Here is a 19,319-nt window from a genome sequence, read left to right as displayed (position 1 = left end):
CGGTGAAAATCTACACCAGGACCGGCGACAGCGGCGATACCGGCCTGTTCGACGGCACGCGCGTCCTCAAGTCGGATCTGCGCGTGGCGACCTACGGCGACGTCGACGAGCTGAACGCCTGGCTCGGGCTGGCCCGATCGGCGATGCCGCATGCCGCCGAGCTCGCGGAGATGCTCGTGCAGATCCAGCGCGATCTGTTCGCAATCGGCGCCCGGCTCGCGGATCCGTCCCACCGCATCGCCGAACGCGTGGCGAAAACCGACATCGGCGCGGCCGACGTCGTGCGTCTCGAGCGGTGGATTGACATGCTCGAGTCGCTGCTGCCGCCGCTCCGGCGGTTCGTCCTCGCCGGCGGCTCGACGGCCGGCGCGACCTTGCACGTCGCGCGCACGGTCTGCCGGCGGGCCGAGCGTGCAATCGTCGCGCTGCGCGCCGCCGACGAATCGTCGTTCGACCCGGCGCTGCTGATCTACGTCAACCGTCTCTCCGATCTGCTCTTCGTCATGGCCCGCGTCGCCAACTTCCGCGACGACACGCCCGATATCGAGTGGTGAATCCCGAGCTCGCAGGCGCCTACGCCTACTGCGAGCGGCTGTCGCAGACGCACTACGAGAACTTTCCGGTCGCGTCCCGGCTGCTCCCGCGCGCGATGCGTCCACACATCGCCGCTGTCTATGCGTTCGCCCGCATCGCCGACGACATGGCTGATGAGGGCGCGCGTCCGGCTCGTGATCGCATCGCCGACCTCGACGACTGGCAATCCCGCCTCGACGCCGCTGCCGGAAGCGAGCCGCTGCCGCGCGAAGCGCACGCCGACGTCTTCGTCGCGCTGCGCGAGACGATCCGCGCATGCCGCCTTCCCCCCGGACTCTTCCGCGACCTGCTCAGCGCGTTCCGCCAGGACGTGACGACGACGAGATACGAGACATGGACCGACGTCCTCGATTACTGCCGTCGCTCCGCGAATCCGATCGGCCGGCTGGTACTGCGGATCGCCGGTCACCAGAACGCCGAGCTCGACACGGCGTCCGACGCGCTCTGCACGGCGCTCCAGTTGACCAATTTCTGGCAGGACTTCGCCGTCGACTGGCAGAAGGGGCGCCTGTACCTGCCGGCTGAAACATGGGAACCGCCCGGCGCCCGCACCGAGGATCTCGACGGGCGCCCGTTGACGCCGCCTTGGCGGGCGGCGCTTGCCGACGCGGCGGCTCGGACGCGCGCGCTCTTTGGCGCGGGACGACCGGTCTGCGACGGCGTCGGCGGCCGGCTGCGGCTCGAACTGCGCGCCACCTGGCTCGGCGGCACACGGGTTCTGGATAAGCTGGAGGCGGTCGGCTTCGACGTCTACACGCGGCGTCCGACGCTGACCAGGACGGATGCGCCCGGGATCCTCTGGCGGACGCTTTCGTGGACCAGGGACCCTTCCATGCGGACGCGCGGCTAAGGCACCGAGGTTGTGGCAAGAGATACGAGCTTCTACTACTCGTTCCTGGTTCTGCCGGCCGACCAGCGCCGCGCCATCGTCGCCGTCTGGGATTTCTGCCGCGCGGTGGACGATGCGGTCGACGAGACGCCGGCGGAGCACAGCGCCGCCGCCGTGCAGCACTGGCGGGAAGAGGTGGCGCGCTGCTTCGACGGCGCCGCGCCGGCGACGCCGCAGGGTCGGGCGTTGCAGCCGCTCATCGCCGCTTATGCGCTGCCGCGTTCGGCCTTCGACGCACTGGTGGAAGGCGTCGAGATGGACCTGCACGGGCGCCGCTACGAGACGTTCGAGGAGCTGTACGAGTACTGCATCCGGGTCGCCTCGGCGGTCGGCTTGATGTGCGTGCAGATCTTCGGGTGCCAGGATCCGGCCGCCCGGCGGTACGCGATCGATCTCGGCGTCGCGCTGCAGTTGACCAACATCCTGCGCGACGTGCCGGGCGATCTCGGTCTCGGCCGCGTCTATCTGCCGCTCGAGGATCTGCGGCGCTTCGGAGTCAGCGAAGCGGATCTCGGCGCCGAGGTCACGCACTCCGGGCGCGGCGTGCGTTCGCCGCAGGTGAAGGCGCTCCTCGCGTTTGAGGGCGAGCGCGCCCGCCAATACTACGCGCGCGCCGACGCCACGTTGCCGCGCGCCGAGGCCCGGCGGCTCGTTGCGGCGCGCATCATGGGGAACGTCTACCGCGGCATCCTCGATCGCATCGAACGCTCCGGCTACGACGTCTTCAGCGAGGTCATCCGCGTGCCGCGGCCGCGCCGCGCCCTGATTGCGGCGGGGACGTGGGCGCGGACGCTGGTGACCGGCAGGTGAGCGAGGTCGCCGGATGGACGGCCTCGACGCAGACGCCTGTATTCGACGCGGCGGTGATCGGTGCCGGCGTCGCCGGGCTCGCGGCGGCCACGGCGCTCGCCGAGCGCGGCCTGCGCGTGATCGTCCTCGAGGCGCGCGGTCAGCTCGGGGGGCGGGCCACCGCTTTTCGCGATCGGGAGACGGGTGAGCTCGTCGACAACGGCCAGCACGTGCTGTTCGGGTGCTATCGCCAGACGTTCGAGTTGCTGCGCCGCATCGATGCCGTACGTCACGTTCGTGTACAGCCGTCGCTCGAGGTGCCGTATCTCGATCGGACGGGTACCCGGACGGTGCTGAAGTGCCCGAGGTGGCCCAGCCCCTTCCACCTGCTGGCGGGTGTCTTCCGGTGGGACGCGCTGAGCGGCAGGGAAAAGCTGGCGGTTCTGCGCGTCCGCCGCGATCTGTTCGCGCCGCCCCGGCGCGATGCGCCGGACGCTACCGTCGCCGACTGGCTGACGCGGCGCCGGCAGTCCGGCCGCCTTCGCGAGTGGCTCTGGGAGCCGCTGGCGGTCGCGGCACTCAACCAGTCGCCCGCCGAGGCCTCGGCGCTGGCGTTTCTGCAGGTGCTGTCCGCGATGTTCAGCCGCGGCGACCGCACCGACTCGTCGATCGCTCTTTCGGAGGTGCCGCTCCACGAGATGTACGCGCTACCGGCGCGGCATTACGTCGAGCAGCGGGGGGGCGAGGTGCGCGTCAACGCGCTCGCCCGCGTCCGGATCGAGCGCGGCGCGGTCGCGGCGGTTGACGTGCGCGGCGAGCCGATCACCGCCCGGGCCGTTGTCGCGGCGGTGCCCTGGTTTGCTCTCGAGACGCTGCTGACCGGCGAGACGGCGCCGCTCTCGACAATCGTCGCGAACGCCGCCGCCATGGACGCCAAGCCGATCGTGACGGTGAATCTCTGGTACGACCGCACCGTGATGGAAGACGAATTCGTCGGTCTGCCTGGCCGTCAGATGCAGTGGGTGTTCGACAAGCGGCGGGTGTTCGGCGAGTCGGCGTCGCATCTGTCGCTGGTGGCGAGCGGCGCCGAGCTGCTGGCGCCGCAGGGGACCGAGGCGCTCGTCGGGCTGGCCGCGCGCGAGGTGGCCGACGCGATACCTGGCGCGCGCCAGGCGCGTCTGATCCGCGGCACCGTCATCCGCGAAAAGCGGGCGACGTTCTCCGTCGCGCCCGGACAGCCGCCGCGGCCGGCCGTGACCACGCCGGTACGAGGGCTGTATCTGGCGGGCGACTGGATCGACACGGGATTGCCGGCGACAATCGAGAGCGCGGCGGCCGCCGGCCATCGCGCCGCTGCCGCCATCCTGGAATCGAGCGGGCGAGGCGGGTGAAGGACATGCAATCAGTCATCGTTCACTATCAGGAGATCGCACTCAAGGGCAGGAACCGTCCGTGGTTCATCGCCCGTCTGACGCGCAACATCCGCGCGGCGGTCAAGGGGCTCGACGTGCCGGCGGTCCGCGTGCTGATGGGACGCATCGAGGTCGAGCTCGGCCCGGCGTCCACGTGGGAGTCGGTGCGCGATCGGCTGTCGACCGTCTTCGGTATCGCCAACTTCTCGAGAGCCGGACGGGCGCCGCTCGACGTCGATGCCATCGCCGCCGCCATCCTGAAGGACCTCGGCCCCGAGGATCCGGCGAGCTTCCGCGTTTCGGCGCGCCGCGCCGACAAGCGCTTTCCGCTGACGTCGCCACAGATCGAGCGGGAGGTCGGCGGCCGGATCAAGGAGGCGCGCGGCTGGCACGTGGACCTCGACGAGCCGGCGTTGACGATCAACGTCGAGGCGCTCACGCGCGACGCGTTCTATGCCTTCGGCAAGGAGCGCGGTCCGGGCGGGCTGCCGGTCGGCGCCAGCGGCCGCGTCACCTGCCTGATGTCGGGAGGGATCGACTCGCCGGTGGCGGCGTGGCGGATGATGCGCCGCGGCTGTCGCGTCCATCTCGTGCACTTCCACAGCTATCCGATCCTGTCGCGCGCGTCGCAGGAGAAGGCGCAGGAGCTGGCGCGATCGCTGGCGCGTTTCCAGTTCGACTCGAAGCTGTTCATGGTCGCTTTCGGCGAGATCCAGCAGCGCGTCGTCCTGGCGGTGGCGCCGCCGCTGCGGGTGGTCATCTACCGGCGGCTGATGATGCGGATCGCCGAGCGGATTGCCACGCGGCAGCACGCGCAGGCGCTCGTCACAGGCGAGGTCGTCGGCCAGGTGGCGTCGCAGACGCTCGAGAACATGGCGACGATTGGCAGCGTGGTGTCGCTGCCGGTGCTGCGCCCGCTCGTCGGCATGGACAAAGAAGAGATCACCGCCGAAGCGCAGCGGATCGGGACCTATCCGATCTCGATCGTTCCCGATCAGGACTGCTGCACGCTGTTCACGCCGCGGCACCCGGCGACCCGGGCGAAGCGGGACGATGTGGAGCGCGCCGAGGCGGAGCTGCCGATCGACGATATTGTCGCCAGGTCGGCCGACGAGGCCGTGGTGGAGCACCATCGTTTTCCCATATAGAATTGACCCGTGAAAATCTCAGCAGGCAAGCTCGCAGGCATGAAGGCAGTGGCCGACGATCGCGGCGTCATCGCGGCGGCGGCGATGGATCAGCGCGGGTCGCTGCAGAAGTCGCTGGCCAAGGAGCGCGGCGGCACCGTCGGCGACAAGGATCTCGAGGAATTCAAGATCCTCGTCACGGAGGTGCTCACCCGGCACGCCAGCGCGATTCTGCTCGATCCGGAGTGGGGGCTGCCGGCGAGCAAGCGCCGCGCGAAGGGTTCGGGGCTACTGCTCGCCTACGAAAAGACCGGCTACGACGCCGCGACGCCGGGTCGCCTGCCCGACCTGCTCGACCTGTGGTCGGTGCGCCGGATCAAGGAAGCCGGCGGCGACTGCGTGAAGATCCTGCTCTACTACGCGCCGAACGACGCGCCGAAGATCAACGACCACAAGCACGCCTGGGCGGAACGCATCGGCGACGAGTGCCGCGCCAACGACATCCCGTACTTCCTCGAGATCATCGCCTACGAGCAGGGGCTCGACGAAAAAGGGCTCGAGTTCGCGAAGAAGAAGCCGCAGCTCGTCGAAGCCTATATGCGCGAGTTCACCAAGGATCGCTACGGCGTCGACGTGCTGAAGGTGGAAGTGCCGATCAACATGAAGTTCGTCGAGGGCACGAAGGCGTTCGGCGGCCAGGCCGCCTATTCCCGCGAGGAAGCCAAGGCGTGGTTCCGCAAGACCGCCGAAGCGACCGCGCGACCGTTCATCTACCTGTCGGCCGGTGTCAGCAACGCCGAGTTCAGCGAAACGCTGGATCTCGCCGGCGAAGCCGGCACCCGGTTCTCAGGGGTGCTGTGCGGTCGCGCCACCTGGAAGGACGGCATCCCGATCTACGCCAAGCAGGGAGCCGACGCGTTCCGCAGCTGGCTCGAGAACGAGGGCGTGAAGAACATCGCCAACGTGAACGCGCGCCTCAAGCCGGCCCGCCCGTGGTTCGAGTTCTACGGCGCCAAGAACGCGGACGACCTCGGCTAGGAAGGACAGAAGGAGGGCGAAGCCATGAAGCGAGCCCCGCTCGTTCGTGTCCTCCGCCCTCCTTCGTGTCCTTTATTTCTTATCTAGGACTTCGACGCCGGAGACCGGTCCCAGGCACGTGTTCCCTGTGTAGGGAACGCGGATCGAGGTTGCGCCGAGCTCGGCGGTGCCGGTGAGCGTGATGGCGCACGAGGCGATGTCGGGGGTCGAGGCCGTGCCCTGGGCCTGCCAGGTGATCGTCGTGCCGCTCAGCGTGCCGCTGGCCGTGCCGACGGCGTGCAGTCCGCCTGCGCAGGTCGCGTTGAAGGAGCCGGCTGCCGCCGTGGCCGACTGCTGGCTGGGCGTCCACGTGAAATCGGTGCAGCTCGATGCCGACGGGATGATGTTCGTCGACGCCGACTTCCACGTCCCGACCAGCGCATCGGCCGTCGGCGCCGCGGCGCTCGTCGGCGCGATGGTCTTGCTGTCGTATCCGTAGCATCCAGCGGCCGTGGCACAGGCCAGAACCGCACCCGCGAAATAGAGGACGGGGTGTTTCATGGGGACCTGGGACTTTCGCAGGGGAGGCGTGAATTATACCATAGCGGAATGTCGATTCTGAAGGTCGCGCACATGGGGCACCCGGTGCTCCGCACCCCCGCCAGCGCGATCGATCCCGCCGATATCAAGTCGCCCCGCATCCAGCAGCTCATCGACGACATGCTGGAAACGATGAAGGAATACAACGGCGTCGGCCTGGCGGCGCCGCAGATCCACGAAGGACTGCGGCTGTTCGTCGCCGGCTTTGCCTCGCGCCCCGGCGACGAGGACGAGGAGGACGAGCCGGACACGCACGTGCCGCTGATGACGCTGATCAACCCCGTGATCACCCCCCACGGGACGACCGTCACCGAGGACTGGGAAGGCTGCCTGAGCATCCCCGAGGTCAGGGGCCGCGTCCCGCGCGCCCAGGAGATCGACGTGACGGCGTACGATCGCCGCGGCAAGCGCATCACGGTCCACGCCCGCGGCTTCACCGCCCGCGTGATTCAGCACGAGACCGATCACCTGAACGGCGTGCTGTTCCTCGACCGGATGACGTCGTTGATGACGCTGACGTATCTCGAGGAGTTCCGCCGCTACTGGAGTTCGCGCGACGCGCCGGAAGAGTAGCATCGGCGCCCCCTCGCGGACGCACGTCGAGGAACGCGGATCACGCGGAATAGGTTGACCGCTTCCGCTCCATCTCGCGTTCGGACTTCAGCCGCTCCAGCTCCACCTCGGTGTGATCCGCGAACTGCATCGCGTCCGCAATCGCGCGGTGCCCGGCCCGATCGGCGATCAACCGGTGCATCTGCTGGCAGACGCGTCGGTACGCCGGGTGGCCCTGCGGTGCGGTCCGCAGCTCGATGACGTGCATCGCTTCGCGGGCGTTCATCTCCACGTAGAAGCGCACGCGGTGGGCCATGGCGACCGCGTAGGGCGCTGCCGCCGTCAGGCCGGCGCTGTGGATCGCCTCGTACAGCTCGGCGGAGGCGTCCATCACACGCGTCCACGCGTCGAGCACGCCCGCCTCGCCGAGCGCGTCCGGCTCGGAATAGCCGTGGCGCGTCGAGAGCGGCTGCCACTCGAGCGTCAGCAGCCGGTGCCGCTGCAGATCACGGAAGGCCCCGTAGTCGGTGAGCACGTCGAAGCGATAAGCCGTGCGCTCGAAGGCGCGCCCGGGGCGATGGCGGCGGTTCCCGCGCATGCCGACGTAGGCCCGCAGCACGCCGGCCCGATCGTCGGGGCTCAGGCGGCGCGCCAGAGCCAGCAGTTGATCGTCGGGGAGGCCGGTTGCGGCGTAGATCGCGGCGGCCGCCACTTTCACTTCGCCGTCGGGATCGAAATCCGTCAGCGTCACTTCGTCGCGGTCGCCCGGCGCCTCGTTGCCGGCGAGCGCGGCGGCCGTCGCGGCGGTGGCGTGCCGGCAGGCGGCGAGATACTCGCTCCACCGTCCGCCGCGGTCCGGCTGATCGACGCGCGTCAGGAACGCCGGAATGATCTTGCGCAGCTCCTCGAGCATCTGGCGTCCGTACTCGCGCGCCTCGTCGAGCGGACTCGCCTGCAGCCGCAGGAGCAGCGCCTCGAAGGCCTGGCCGGTGCCGTAGATGCCGACGTTCGACTGCGTCGCCGCCGGCAGCAAACCGCGCAGCGTGTCGAGCGCCTTGGCGCGGACGGCGGCCCGGTGCACCGCCTCGGAATCCTGCGGCGCCTTGGGGAATCGCGTCGCGAAGTGAGCCTGCATCGCCGGGATGAGCGACGCATACGTCTCGAACGCCGCGTCCATCGTGCCGACGTACTGTTCGCGAAGCGCGCCTTCCAGTTCGGCCGGCACGTGATAGCGCCAGCGTCCGTGGAGCTTGTCGGTGTAGGCCACGTAACGCGTCGACTGCTCGAGATAGGCCATCAGCCGTCCCCATTCGAGCGTCTTGGTCAGCACGTTCGACACGTACTCGCAGGCGATATGGGCGCCGCCGAGCTGCGCCACTGAATCATCGCCGTACTCGTTGAAGACCTTCGCGTAGAGCTTCTCGGCCCGTTCGAGGCCGACCGAGCTGGCGGCCACCGCCCCCTCGAGATTGCCTGCGAACTCGTCGAGGAACAGCCGCCGCAGCGACTTCGACGACCGTGAATAGCGCGCGAACAGCGCCCCCTTGACCGTTTCAGGAAGGTTGGTGAGGCCGAAGACGTGGCGGTCGGTGTTGGTGAAGAATGGTGCGAGCGCTTCCCGCTCCGCCGGGGTGAAAGTCTCGGGCGGCGTGATCACGACCGAGGATTGTACATTGAGCGGTCCTGCGTGACCGGTGGTCAACGCAAGAAGAAGGGTCGGTCATGAGTCAGTTCAGCCATCGTCTCGAGGTGCGCTTCCGCGACTGCGACGCGATGGGGCACACCAACAACGCGGTGTACCTGACCTATCTCGAGCAGGCGCGCTTCGCCCACTGGCGATCGCTCTGGGGCTTCGGCAATCCGCCCGCCCCGAGCGGCGTCGAGGGGCAGACGCCGCCGCAGCTGCCCGGCGTGATCCTCGCGCGCATCGAGGCCGACTACAAGCGCCCGTCCCGCTACGGCGACACGCTGGAGGTGCGCCTGACCGTCGCCGACATCGGGCGCACCAGCTTCCGCTACGAGTACGACGTCGTCGACGAGCAGGGACGCACTGTGCTGACGGCCAAGTCAGTCCAGGTGATGTACGACTACGCCACGAGCCGGCCCGTGCCGATTCCCGACTCGATCCGCGCGCTGCTGGTTCCCGGGAGCCGCTCGTAACGGATCCGCGCGACCTATAAGACGCGCCTTCTCATCGCTCTCGGAACGTCTCGGCGCTGGCCGGAGCCGCGAAGTCGTAGACGCGGCTGCCGACGCGGGCCTTGACGCTGCAGGTCGCGCGCATCTGCAGGAAGTCGAGCGTGCCGCCAAGGCCGCGTCCCTCGCGTCCGCGCGTGACGGTCGTCTGCGCGACGTCGAGCGTCAGCGTGGCGTCGACGCCGTCGTTCCGGGCGCGCACCACGATGCGCGACGGCTGTCCCGTGCCCGAGCCGTTTGTTTCGTCGATGGCGGCGTCGGTCGAGAACGCCAGCGGGCCGTCGGGTCCCAGCACGCCGAGAAAGCCGGGGACGTGCTCAGGATCGGCGGCGTCGGCTGGCGGCCGCACGCGTCCGTAGACGAACGACAGGCCTTCTCCCTGTACCTGGCCCCACTGCCACGAGACGCCGTCCCAGAATCCCCAGTTGTGGTCGTGGTAGGCGCGGCCGCCGGAAAGTGCGATGGTCGTGTCGCCGACCCGCAGTTCGCCGTCGAGCGCCCCTACCGTCACCGGCACGACATAGCCGGAGATCCATCCGCCGGCACCCTGCAGCACGAACGGCGGCACGGCGCGTGCGGGATCGCCGCGCACGACAAGCGTCCCGACCACGCTGGCGTGTCCGGTTTCCGCCGGCAGATCCAGCGAGATCCGGTAATCGGTGCCGACGAGGCGAACGCTGTTCAGGCCGAACGTGAGGTCGGGCGCGTCCTTGACGAGATCCGCCGACGCAGCGACCGCTCCCGACGAGTAGGCGCTCATCACCCCGCCGCGCTCGAGCTGTAGACGCACGCCGACCTCACGCTGCCCGGCCGAGCGTTCGCGGCCCGACATGAATGTGAGGTAGAAGCGCGTTCCGTTGGCGGTGCCGTTGAAATACAGCCACTCGGCCCACGAGGCGGCGCGCGCCGGCACCGCAGGGATCGCATGAAAGCGATCGATCGACCGCAGCACCTGCCCCGGATCGGCCGCCAACCACGCGCGGTCGGCCGCGGTGTCGGTCCATCCCGCGATGGCCCTCGTCTCCACAGCGCCCAGTTGCCGCTCCGCCGAAGGAATGCCGCTGCGCACCACGATCGGCACCGCTCGGCCGTCGTGACGCAGATACATCGTGTCGCGTGCGGTGGGCGAGAGCGCCTGGACGCCCTGGAAAGGGCCGCCCGGGCGGAGCGTGTAGAGCACGAATGCCGCGTTGGCGAGCCGTCCGGACGCCGACCCGATCACGACGTCGCCGCCGCCCGCGAGCGCCGGCGCCCGCGCCTGCCGCAGGATGACGTCGCCGACGCCGAGCAGCGTGACCATGACGCCGACGCCGAGGCCGAATCCCGTTGCCAGCACGGCGCTCCGGATCGGACGCGCGGCCAGCGAGCGCAGCGCCACCCTGACGATCATCGTCGTCCCTCCTCGACGATCGCGCCGTCGCGCATCTGCACGGTGCGCCGAGCGGCCGCGGCCACCGCCGGATCGTGCGTCACGACCACGATCGCGGTGCCGTCGCGGTTCACCTGGTCGAAGAGCGAGACGATCTGCGCGCCGGTCGCCTGATCCAGCTCACCGGTTGGTTCGTCGGCGAGCAGCAGCGACGGCCTGTTCGCCAGCGCGCGCGCGATCGCCACCCGCTGCATCTCGCCGCCCGACAGCTCCGACGGCCGGTGCGCCGCCCGCTGCGAAAGCCCGACATAGTCGAGCAGTTCCCGCGTCCGGCGGCGCCGCTCGGGGCCGGCCACTCCGGCTTCCGCCTGGGGCAGCTCCACGTTCTCGCACGCGGTCAACATCGGCAGCAGGAAGAAGCGCTGGAAGACGAACCCGAGGCGGCGCAGCCGCAGCCGGCTCCGCGTGGCGTCCGGCAGGCGGCTCACGTCCTCGCCGTCGACGAGCACTTTGCCACTCGTCGGCACGTCGATGCAGCCGAGCAGGCTGAGCAAAGTGCTCTTGCCGCATCCTGACGGCCCGACGATGCTGACGTAGTCGCCGGACGCGATGCCGAGCGACACGCCGCGCAGCGCCCGTACCGGTCCGGCCGGCATCGGAAAAACCCGCGACACCTCGCGGGCTTCGATCACAGGAATGCTCACGATCCAACCTCGCGCCGCAGCGTCGCCGCCACCGGGAGCGTCGCGACCAGCCGCATCGGGTAAAGCGCCGCGGCGACGGCGCCCACGGCCATCAACGACGCGTGCAGCACCACCGCGCGTGGCGTGAAGACGAAGAAGTGCGCGTCCGCCGGAATGCCGGGCAGCGAGCGCAGGATGGCGTCCAGCCACAGCGAAAGCGCGGCTCCCAACGGCACCGCCACCGCGCCGCCGATGCCGACGAGCAGCAGCGACTCGAAGAACACGCCGGCGACGACGCGCCGCCGCGACAGACCGAGCGCGCGGAGCGCCGCGATTTCGCCCAGCTGCTGGTTCACGGAGACGGTCAGCAGCACCGCTACCAGCAGCAGCCCGAAGAAGAGCGTGACGGTCGTCAGCACGCTCGACAGCTGGCGGAAATAGGAGAACTCGACACGGCTGAACCGCTCGACGAGTTCTGCGTTGGTCACCACGTACAGCGACGGCGCGATCGACCGGATCGCCGCCGCCGCCTGGTCGGCGTCCTGTCGCGAGGCGACGAGCAGCATGTCGGCGCGATCGGGATCGGAGCCGCCGCAGAGCGCGGCGAACGCGCGATACGACAGCGCCGCGCTGAGCGCGTCCGCGGCGTCGTTCTGGAAGTCAGCGATGGCCTCGACCACGACGGTCAGCGGCAGAGGCGGCGCGGCGCCGCCGCAGCGGCCGCGCAGCGACACCGGGGTGCCGGGCTCCAGCCCGAGCTGCCGCTCGACGTTGCGATTGACGACGATCGTGAACGGCGCCTCGGATGACGCCCGCGCCCGGCCGGGCGCGATAGTCCAGGGCACCGGCTGTGAGGGATCGACGCCGACGATCGCGATCTGACGCCCCGCGCCGCGCCCCTCGACGTCGGCCGATCCCAGCGACACACGCTGCACCGCGGAGATGGTCGGCAGGCGCCGCAGCGCCGACACGAGCGAGGCGACCTTCTCGATCGGCGGCCCGGCGATGCTCGCGCTGTCGCTCGCCATCACCCTCACGTCGAACCGGGAGCGATCGAGCCGCTCGCGGAACGACACGAGAAGGCCGTTCGAGAGCAGGAGCATGTCGAAGAGCAGCGCGCCGATGGCCGCAACCCCGAGCACGGCAAGCGCGGTCCGTCCCGGTTCGCGCCGCACGCGCAGCCAGGCAAATCGAAAAGCCAGACGCGTCACCGCCGGATTCTCGCGAGCGTCCGCCGCCGCAGGATGGTCCAGCCGGCCGCGAGGCTGGCGAGCACGCCGACCGGCAGCGCGATGATTGCCGACCGCACGACGATCGCCGGCGTGACCTGGAGGAAAATCAGCGACGTGTCGTAGCGCCACTGAAAGAAGCGGTTGAACGCCGGCTGGGCCGCGAGCGCGATCGCCACGCCGAACGCGACGCCGATCACGGCGATGCTGGCGCCCTCGACGAGCACCTGCGTCAATAGTCGTCCGCGAGTGAATCCGATCAGCCGCAGCGTCGCCATCGTCTCGCGCCGCTCGTCGACGAGCATGACCATCAGTGCAAGCAGGAACGCGCCGCTGCCGAACACCGTGACGATGGCGATCGCCAGGTGGAAGCGGTCGAGTACGGCAAAGGTCGCCGCGCGATCGTCCGGCGCCGATGTGGGGCGGGCGGTGAGGCCGGGGAGCCGCTGCGCCACGCTGGCGGCGAAGGCGGCCGCATCCCCTGGCGTCGCCAGCCGGACGTTGATCGTCGTGACGGCCGTGTCGTGCAGGTCCGGCAGGTGCACGCGAGCTTCGCGCCTCGGCTGCGCAAAACGCATGGGATCGGGAACCGGGTCGTAGACGCCGGCGATGCGGAATCGCTTCGCGTCGGCGCCGGCCGCATCAGGCGACAGCTCGACGAGCTGGCCGATCGCGAGATGCTCGCGCTCGAGAAGCTGCCGCGACACCAGCATGTCGGGAGTCCCTGCCTGGGCCAGCATCATCAGCAGCGCGAGCAGCGGCATCCGTCCATCGTATGCTGCTCCGATGGGTGATTCGCGCGCGGTGCTCGTCCCGGCCGGCAATCCGTCGGAGTGGACCGGGCCGACCGGCAACAACACGTGGCTGATCCGCGGACGCGAACCGGCGCTCGTCGACGCGGGCACCGGCCGGCCGGAACACGTCGCGGCGGTGGCAGCCGCGCTCGATGGCGCGCCGCTCGCCCGCGTGCTCATCACCCACTGGCATCCGGATCACGTCAGTGGTCTGCCGGCGCTCAAGGATCGCTGGAAAGCGCTGCTCGTGGTCGAATCAGGCACCGCCCCGGTGCCTGCCGGCGATGGCGAGCTGGAGATCGTTCCGACCCCCGGACACTCGCCGGATCACCTGTGCTTCTTCGATCGCGCCTCGGGCGATCTCTTCTGCGGCGACCTGGTGCGTCGCGACGGCTCGATCGTGATTCCTGCGAGCAAGGGGGGCAACCTGCGCGCATATCTCGAGTCGCTTCGCAGGGTGCGCGATCTGGCACCGCGCCGCCTGCTGCCCGGCCACGGACCGATCGTCGAGGATCCGATCGCGCTGATCGATGCCTACCTCGCGCACCGCGAGCAGCGTGAGCAGCAGATTCTCAAGGCGATCCTCGACGGCGCCCGCACGGTGCCGGATATCGTACGCCGCGTGTATCCGGCATTGCCCGAATCGCTCGCCGACGCTGCGGCCGAGAGCGTCCGCGCCCATCTGGTGAAGCTGGGAGCAGAAGGGAGAAGGCAGGAGACCGGGTGATCTGTTGACGCCCGCCACCGCCGACTGTCCTCAGGCCGGCTGGTAGCCCGGCGGCAGATCCGGCGCCCGTTCCAGCTTGCGCGCCGCTTTGGGCAGCGCGTCGCGAACCACCTGTTCGAGTTCCTCGAGATAGGCCACGAAGCGGGCCCGGCCGTCGGGTGTCATGCGATACAGCGTCTGCGGCCGTCCACCTTCGGCGCCGCGCCAGGCTTCCAGAAGTCCGGCCTCCTGCAGCACGTCGATGTGCCGGCTCAGGTTGCCGTCGGTGAGCGCGCAGAGCCGTTTCAGCTCGTTGAACACCACCCCTTCGGGACGCGTCACGAGCGTCGTCATGATCCCGAGGCGGGCTTTTTCGTGCAGGACACGATCGAGCCCCTCGTAGGCGTATCGGCCAGGTTCGTCGCGGTGCGGATGTTTACGGGGCATGGTTTTTGGGTCTCACGGCAGATCGTGGGATCGTTCGAGGTTCCACCAGAGCACGGCTGCCGACAGCAGCTGGCCGGCGCCGAAGGTGCCGCCGACCGCCCAGCCGCTCAACGCGTCCGGCCCTGGCGCCTTCCACAGCAGCGCGCTTCCCGAGACGAGATAGAACAACGCGATCCAGCCGCTGGCGCGCGGCAGGTACGGACGGCAGGCGCTCACCCCGGTGCCGAAACAGATCGCCCACAGCCCGGGCAGCAGCGGCGTCAGTCCCCCGTGTCCTGAGGGGAGGCAGATCGTGATCGCCACGCCGGCGGCGAGGCTCGGCAGGAACTGACCGATCACGCGACGGGTCTGTCGCCGTCCGCTCGCCTCTTCGTGAACGACGTAGTTGTAGACGATTTCGCAGGTGCCGACGAACGCCGCCGCGACGGCGATCGTCGTCCAGTACAGCATGAACCCGAGCGGATCGCGGTGCAGGCCTTCCGGCTGCAGCCAGGCGGCGGCAAGGCCGATCGCGCCCGACGAGGCGACCGGCAGCGACCGATAGCCGCGGTAGACCTCGCCCTTCGCCATCTGGCGATGGATCTCGGCGATCTGGTCCAGGGCGCGCGCGGTGTCCATGGATCTACTTTGCCGTGTAAAGACGGAGCCGTCAAGACGAGACGCGCCCGCGCCGCGCCGGGACGGCGCGTCCGGTGTAGGCTGGCAGCGATGGAGACCTACCCGAACGCCCAGTTGCTGACCACTCCGGCCGCGCTGTCGGCGGCGCTGGCCGCTCCGCCCAAACGGCTCGTCCTCGATCTGCGTCCGGCCGAGGACTTTGCCGCCGGCCACCTGCCCGGCGCGGTGCACCTCGATCTCTGGGGGCTCTCGCTCGTCGACACCGATCCGGCGCCGTTGAAGGCGTTCATGTGGATCATCGACCATCTGCTCAACCTGCGTGGGGTCGACGCGGCGACTCCGGTCGTCGTCTACGATCATCAGTCGGGAATGCGGGCCGCGCGCGCGTTCTGGTTCCTCGAGTACTTCGGCCACGCGCAGGTGCAGGTGCTCGACGGAGGGTTTGGGGCGTGGGTGTCGGCGGGGCTGCCGGTCACGCGTGAGGCGGCGGCGCCGGCGCTGAGCGCCTGGAGCGGCGCGCCGCGAGCCGAGACGCTGGCCACCTGGCGCGACGTCCAGGCGCGGCTCGGCAGCGCCGACGCGGTGATCCTCGACACCCGCAGCGACGAGGAGTATCACGGCACGCTGGTCCGCGCGAAACGCGGCGGCCGGATTCCCGGCGCCGCCCACGTCGAGTGGAAACGCAATCTCGCCTCCGACGGGTCGTTCAAGCCGGCGGCGGAACTGCGCGCGCTCTACGAGCAGGCGGGGGTCACGCCCGACAAGGAGATCGTCGCGTACTGCCAGGGCGGGTACCGCGCCGCGCATGCGTATCTCGCGCTGCGCCTGCTCGGGTACCCGAGGGTGCGCAATTACACCGGGTCGTGGAAGGAATGGGGGGACAGGGAGGAGTTGCCGATCGAGAAAGGATGACGCGCGGGGACGGGCGACAGTGCTAAGGGTGCTAAGGGCGCCAAAGGTGCTAAGGGTGCTGGTGCTAGGGTGCTAAGGGTGCTAAAGGTGCTGGCGCCAAAGGTGCTGGGGCCAAGGGTGCTCTTGGCTAGTCGGGGTCGGGGCGATCCAGTGTCTTGAGCCATCGCAGGTTGGCGATCATGGCTCGGCCGCAGAGGTTGGTCATCTGCTCGGCGACCTCGGGAGAGAAATAGCCGCGTTGCTTGCCGTCGCGGATACAGTCTTTGGTCTCGCCGAGCGAGGCGCGGGCGGTCTTGAAGTAGGGCTTCTGTTCCTTGTGCCTGAACTTGTAGAAGCCTTCCGCCTGATTGCGGCACGCCGACGAGACGGCGTCGCGCAGGTTGCTCGTAAACCGGAAGTCCTTCGAGGCCGGTGCGGACTCGGTGTGATGGATGATCATCTGCCGCAACTCGTCGGCCAGTCGCCAGCAAATCAGATCTTCGTGCGATCTCGGCATGGTCTCTGCTCATGGCGAGATCCGTGCCGTTGATCTGGCGTCGATTTACGAGGCAAAATGAGGCGGTGAGAAGAGTGTCCCGAAAACGTCGCAGTTTCTGCGCACGGCACCCTTCGCACCCTTCGCACCCTTCGCACCCTGCGCACCCTGCGCACCCTGCGCACCCTGCGCACCCTTCAGCACCCTTAGCACCAGCACCCTAGCACCCCCGGCACCCTTAGCACCTTTGGCACCGACATGAATGCAGTCATCGATTTCATCAACACGAATCGCGACAAGTACGTCGACGAACTCAAGGCCTATCTCGCGATCCCGAGTATCAGCGCGCTGCCCGAGCACGCCGGCGACGTCAAACGCTGCGCCGCGTGGACGGCCGACGAGATGCGCCGCATCGGCATGGAGAACGTGCGGCTGGTCGAGACGCCCGGCTTTCCCGTCGTCTACGGCGACTGGCTGAACGCGCCTGGGGCGCCGACGATCCTGTTCTACGGCCACTACGACGTGCAGCCGGTCGATCCGTTGAATCTGTGGGAGTCGCCGCCCTTCGAGGCGACGGTGCGCGACGGCGAAATCTATGCGCGCGGCGCCGCCGATGACAAGGGCCAGGTGTTCATGCACTTCAAGGCCATCGAGGCCCACCTGAAGCAGAACGGCCGGCTGCCGTGCAACATCAAGGTGATCCTCGAAGGGGAAGAAGAGGTCGGCTCCGCCAATCTCGACAACTTCGTCAAGGATCACCGCGACGAACTCGCGGCCGACGTCGTCGTCATCTCCGACTCGCCGATGTTCGACCGCGGCATCCCGTCGATCTGCTACGGCCTGCGCGGGCTCGTCTACTTCCAGATCGATCTGCGCGGCACCAAGTCGGATCTGCACTCGGGATCGTTCGGCGGCGCCGTCGCCAATCCCGCGTTCGTGCTCGCCAACCTGCTGGCGCAGATGAAGGATCGGGGCGGCCATATCAAGATCCCTGGCTTCTATGACGCCGTGCGCGAGTTGACCGACGCCGAGCGCGAGCAATGGAAGAAGCTGCCCTTCAACGAGAAGCGCTACGCTCGTGAGCTGGGCGCGCCCAAGCTGTGGGGCGAAACCGGCTACTCGACGCTGGAGCGCGTCTGGGCGCGGCCGACCTTCGAGGTCAACGGCATCCTTTCGGGTTTCACCGGCGAAGGCGCCAAGACTGTCATCCCGGCGGTGGCGATGGCCAAGGTCAGCATGCGTCTGGTGCCGAACCAGGATCCGGACACGATCGCGCAGCTCTTCGAAGACTACGTGAAGAAGGCGGCGCCGAAGACCGTCGAGGTGAAGGTGACGCGCATGCACGGCGGCAAGCCGTGGATGACCGAGTTCGACAACAAGTTCGTGCAGGCCGCCGGCCGCGCCATCAAGCAGGGTTTCGGCCAGGATCCCGTTTTCAACCGCGAAGGCGGCTCGATCCCTGTCGTCGCGACGTTCCAGGAGATCCTCGGGCTGCCGTCAGTGCTCTTCGGCGTCGGCTTGCCCGACGAGAACGCGCACGCCCCCAACGAAAAACTGGACCTGGGGAATTTCCACGGCGGCATCATCGCGTCGGCCTTTCTCTACGACGAGATCGCGAGGAGTTAGCGCGCCGGACCTGAAGGTCCGGCCTACATCTACGTGCGCCGACCTGAAGGCCTGGCCGACATCTGCTAGTGCCGGACCCGAAGGTCCGGCCTACATCTGCGTGCGCCGGACCTCGAGGTCCGGCCTGCCGTGTCGCTCTCAGGGGGTGTAGCGCGGACCTTCAGGTCCGCCCTCGGCGCGCTCACTTCTCCGGCATCTCCGCCGCCGTGTGGCGCAGCGTGGTGATGACGGCGTCGATGGCGTCGTGCACGGCGGGAACGTGGTGGTAGCCGTACCACAGGCTGTAGCCGATTGCGCCCATCCACAGCAGGTTCGACACCGGCGACATCCAGAGCAGCAGTCCTGGCGGTCCCGGGCGTGAGGCGGTCCGGTGCGCGGCGATGAACGGCATCGCGATCACCTGGTAGATGCCGATCACGATCACGAAACCGGCCCAGAGGGGAACACCGGTCGGGAGCGGCACGCCAAGCACGCTCTGGGTCGTCGCGAGCGAAAACAGCGCGAAGACCAGCATCAGCCCCATCGCGGCGCTGATCAGGCCGAAGACCGGCGCCGTCGCTGTCGACCACACCTGCGAGGCGTAGCTCGATCCGGCGCTCCAGGTGTGCGGCGCCGTCGTGTAGAGCCAGCGCCGCTTCCACTCGCGCTGCTGGCGCCACCAGTGGCGTTTCCAGTCCTTGTGGTTCCTGAAATTCGCGTAGTTGCGCTTCGTCTGATCGATCAGCGCCTGCGCCGTGAACGGACGGCCGCGCGCCGCGGCGCGCTCCTCTGAGGTCTCGGCGTAGGGAATGACGAACATCAGCACGCCGTAGACGAGCAGCCACGCGCCTCTGGTCAGGACCGCCAGCGCCACGAAGGCGACGCGGACGAACGTGACGTCGATGTCCAGGTAGGCGGCGAGTCCCGTGCAGAGGCCGCTAATCATTGCGCCCTCGCGGATCTGATAAAGCCGGCGGGTGGCGCCCCCGGCGCCGGCCGCCTTCTCTCCGGCCGCCGCGGCGTCGCCCGCCGCCGCCGTGTCGCTCGCGCCGGCGTCGACCGGTCCCATTTCGGTCAGGATGCGATCGATCTCGGCCGATCCAACCACCGTCTTGTGCGGGCCGAGCAGGCGTTCGCACTTGTCGGCGATGGCCTGTTCGAGGTCGGCGAGGATCTCGGCGCGATCCGGATTGTCGGCGAGCCGCGCGCCGGCGCGATCGAGGTAGGCCACGAGCGCGTCGTAGCCCGGTTCCTCGACGTGATAGGCGCGGCCGTTCAGGTTGATGGCGACCACTTTCTGCATGG

21 protein-coding genes are annotated in these 19,319 nt (G+C 69.0%); 12 read left to right on the top strand and 9 right to left on the bottom strand.

Annotated features, from left to right (window positions below; translation table 11 throughout):
- The first annotated feature begins 2 nt into the window (after nucleotides 1-2).
- The 8 genes from VGI12_08090 to def all read left to right on the top strand — a co-directional run bounded on the left by VGI12_08090 (nucleotide 3) and on the right by def (nucleotide 7,001).
- A complete protein-coding gene (locus VGI12_08090; protein ID HEY2432620.1) occupies nucleotides 3-554 on the top strand; it encodes a cob(I)yrinic acid a,c-diamide adenosyltransferase in 552 nt (183 codons plus the stop codon).
- Nucleotides 551-1,444: a squalene synthase HpnC gene (hpnC, locus tag VGI12_08085; GenBank protein HEY2432619.1), complete on the top strand. Its 894-nt coding sequence runs from the start codon at nucleotides 551-553 to the stop codon at nucleotides 1,442-1,444. The genes VGI12_08090 and hpnC overlap by 4 nt, the downstream gene beginning before the upstream one ends.
- Nucleotides 1,445-1,456: 12 nt before the next feature.
- A complete protein-coding gene (hpnD, locus tag VGI12_08080; protein HEY2432618.1) occupies nucleotides 1,457-2,293 on the top strand; it encodes a presqualene diphosphate synthase HpnD in 837 nt (278 codons plus the stop codon).
- Nucleotides 2,290-3,663, top strand: coding sequence for a hydroxysqualene dehydroxylase HpnE (gene hpnE, locus VGI12_08075; GenBank protein HEY2432617.1), 1,374 nt, complete (start codon nucleotides 2,290-2,292; stop codon nucleotides 3,661-3,663). The genes hpnD and hpnE overlap by 4 nt, the downstream gene beginning before the upstream one ends.
- A gap of 5 nt (nucleotides 3,664-3,668) precedes the next feature.
- On the top strand, nucleotides 3,669-4,832 hold the full coding sequence (thiI, locus tag VGI12_08070; GenBank protein HEY2432616.1) for a tRNA uracil 4-sulfurtransferase ThiI: 1,164 nt from the start codon (nucleotides 3,669-3,671) through the stop codon (nucleotides 4,830-4,832).
- 9 nt (nucleotides 4,833-4,841) lie between these two features.
- Nucleotides 4,842-5,849 carry a tagatose 1,6-diphosphate aldolase gene (locus VGI12_08065; protein ID HEY2432615.1) on the top strand — a complete coding sequence of 336 codons (1,008 nt, stop codon included), beginning with the start codon at nucleotides 4,842-4,844 and terminating at the stop codon, nucleotides 5,847-5,849.
- Between the two features lie 172 nt (nucleotides 5,850-6,021).
- Nucleotides 6,022-6,327 carry a hypothetical protein gene (locus tag VGI12_08060; GenBank protein ID HEY2432614.1) on the top strand — a complete coding sequence of 102 codons (306 nt, stop codon included), beginning with the start codon at nucleotides 6,022-6,024 and terminating at the stop codon, nucleotides 6,325-6,327.
- Between the two features lie 110 nt (nucleotides 6,328-6,437).
- The gene (def, locus tag VGI12_08055; protein ID HEY2432613.1) at nucleotides 6,438-7,001 is read left to right on the top strand and encodes a peptide deformylase; all 564 of its coding nucleotides are present in this window, start codon (nucleotides 6,438-6,440) and stop codon (nucleotides 6,999-7,001) included.
- 40 nt (nucleotides 7,002-7,041) lie between these two features.
- On the opposite strand, the gene VGI12_08050 is transcribed toward def, so the two are convergent.
- On the bottom strand, nucleotides 7,042-8,637 hold the full coding sequence (locus VGI12_08050) for an FAD-dependent thymidylate synthase (protein HEY2432612.1): 1,596 nt from the start codon (nucleotides 8,635-8,637) through the stop codon (nucleotides 7,042-7,044).
- A 65-nt stretch (nucleotides 8,638-8,702) separates the two neighbouring features.
- Here VGI12_08050 and VGI12_08045 point away from each other — a divergent pair, with 65 nt between their 5' ends.
- Nucleotides 8,703-9,140 (top strand): thioesterase family protein, encoded by a 438-nt coding sequence (locus VGI12_08045; protein ID HEY2432611.1) that lies wholly within the window; start codon nucleotides 8,703-8,705, stop codon nucleotides 9,138-9,140.
- Nucleotides 9,141-9,171: 31 nt separating this feature from the next.
- On the opposite strand, the gene VGI12_08040 is transcribed toward VGI12_08045, so the two are convergent.
- Genes VGI12_08040 through VGI12_08025 form a run of 4 tightly spaced genes read right to left on the bottom strand, consistent with a single transcriptional unit; the run spans nucleotide 9,172 to nucleotide 13,221 of the window.
- Nucleotides 9,172-10,566: a hypothetical protein gene (locus VGI12_08040; protein ID HEY2432610.1), complete on the bottom strand. Its 1,395-nt coding sequence runs from the start codon at nucleotides 10,564-10,566 to the stop codon at nucleotides 9,172-9,174.
- Nucleotides 10,563-11,249 (bottom strand): ABC transporter ATP-binding protein, encoded by a 687-nt coding sequence (locus VGI12_08035; protein HEY2432609.1) that lies wholly within the window; start codon nucleotides 11,247-11,249, stop codon nucleotides 10,563-10,565. The genes VGI12_08040 and VGI12_08035 overlap by 4 nt, the downstream gene beginning before the upstream one ends.
- Nucleotides 11,246-12,439: an FtsX-like permease family protein gene (locus VGI12_08030; GenBank protein ID HEY2432608.1), complete on the bottom strand. Its 1,194-nt coding sequence runs from the start codon at nucleotides 12,437-12,439 to the stop codon at nucleotides 11,246-11,248. The genes VGI12_08035 and VGI12_08030 overlap by 4 nt, the downstream gene beginning before the upstream one ends.
- Entirely contained in the window at nucleotides 12,436-13,221 is a 786-nt protein-coding gene (locus VGI12_08025) for an ABC transporter permease (GenBank protein HEY2432607.1), read from the bottom strand. Before VGI12_08025 ends, VGI12_08030 begins: the two co-directional genes overlap by 4 nt.
- 22 nt (nucleotides 13,222-13,243) lie before the next feature.
- On the opposite strand from VGI12_08025, the gene VGI12_08020 reads away from it, so the two are divergent.
- Entirely contained in the window at nucleotides 13,244-13,978 is a 735-nt protein-coding gene (locus VGI12_08020) for an MBL fold metallo-hydrolase (GenBank protein ID HEY2432606.1), read from the top strand.
- Nucleotides 13,979-14,008: 30 nt separating this feature from the next.
- On the opposite strand, the gene VGI12_08015 is transcribed toward VGI12_08020, so the two are convergent.
- Nucleotides 14,009-14,404, bottom strand: a complete 396-nt coding sequence (locus VGI12_08015) for a transcriptional regulator (GenBank protein HEY2432605.1) — start codon at nucleotides 14,402-14,404, stop codon at nucleotides 14,009-14,011.
- Between the two features lie 12 nt (nucleotides 14,405-14,416).
- The gene (locus tag VGI12_08010; protein HEY2432604.1) at nucleotides 14,417-15,022 is read right to left on the bottom strand and encodes a hypothetical protein; all 606 of its coding nucleotides are present in this window, start codon (nucleotides 15,020-15,022) and stop codon (nucleotides 14,417-14,419) included.
- 90 nt (nucleotides 15,023-15,112) lie between these two features.
- On the opposite strand from VGI12_08010, the gene VGI12_08005 reads away from it, so the two are divergent.
- Complete coding sequence (locus VGI12_08005) at nucleotides 15,113-15,934, top strand: sulfurtransferase (protein HEY2432603.1); 822 nt, start codon at nucleotides 15,113-15,115, stop codon at nucleotides 15,932-15,934.
- Nucleotides 15,935-16,061: 127 nt separating this feature from the next.
- Here the strand turns inward: VGI12_08005 and VGI12_08000 are convergent, their stop codons facing one another.
- Nucleotides 16,062-16,430 carry a four helix bundle protein gene (locus VGI12_08000; protein HEY2432602.1) on the bottom strand — a complete coding sequence of 123 codons (369 nt, stop codon included), beginning with the start codon at nucleotides 16,428-16,430 and terminating at the stop codon, nucleotides 16,062-16,064.
- Between the two features lie 237 nt (nucleotides 16,431-16,667).
- On the opposite strand from VGI12_08000, the gene VGI12_07995 reads away from it, so the two are divergent.
- On the top strand, nucleotides 16,668-18,035 hold the full coding sequence (locus tag VGI12_07995; protein ID HEY2432601.1) for a dipeptidase: 1,368 nt from the start codon (nucleotides 16,668-16,670) through the stop codon (nucleotides 18,033-18,035).
- 181 nt (nucleotides 18,036-18,216) lie between these two features.
- On the opposite strand, the gene VGI12_07990 is transcribed toward VGI12_07995, so the two are convergent.
- Entirely contained in the window at nucleotides 18,217-19,317 is a 1,101-nt protein-coding gene (locus tag VGI12_07990) for a PspC domain-containing protein (GenBank protein ID HEY2432600.1), read from the bottom strand.
- Between the last annotated feature and the right edge of the window lie 2 nt (nucleotides 19,318-19,319).

It is taken from the genome of Vicinamibacterales bacterium (genome assembly GCA_036496585.1).
In the GTDB taxonomy this organism is placed as follows: domain Bacteria; phylum Acidobacteriota; class Vicinamibacteria; order Vicinamibacterales; family 2-12-FULL-66-21; genus JAICSD01.
Note: the sequence above shows the minus strand (reverse complement) of the source record. Positions and strands in the feature narration are given on the sequence as shown.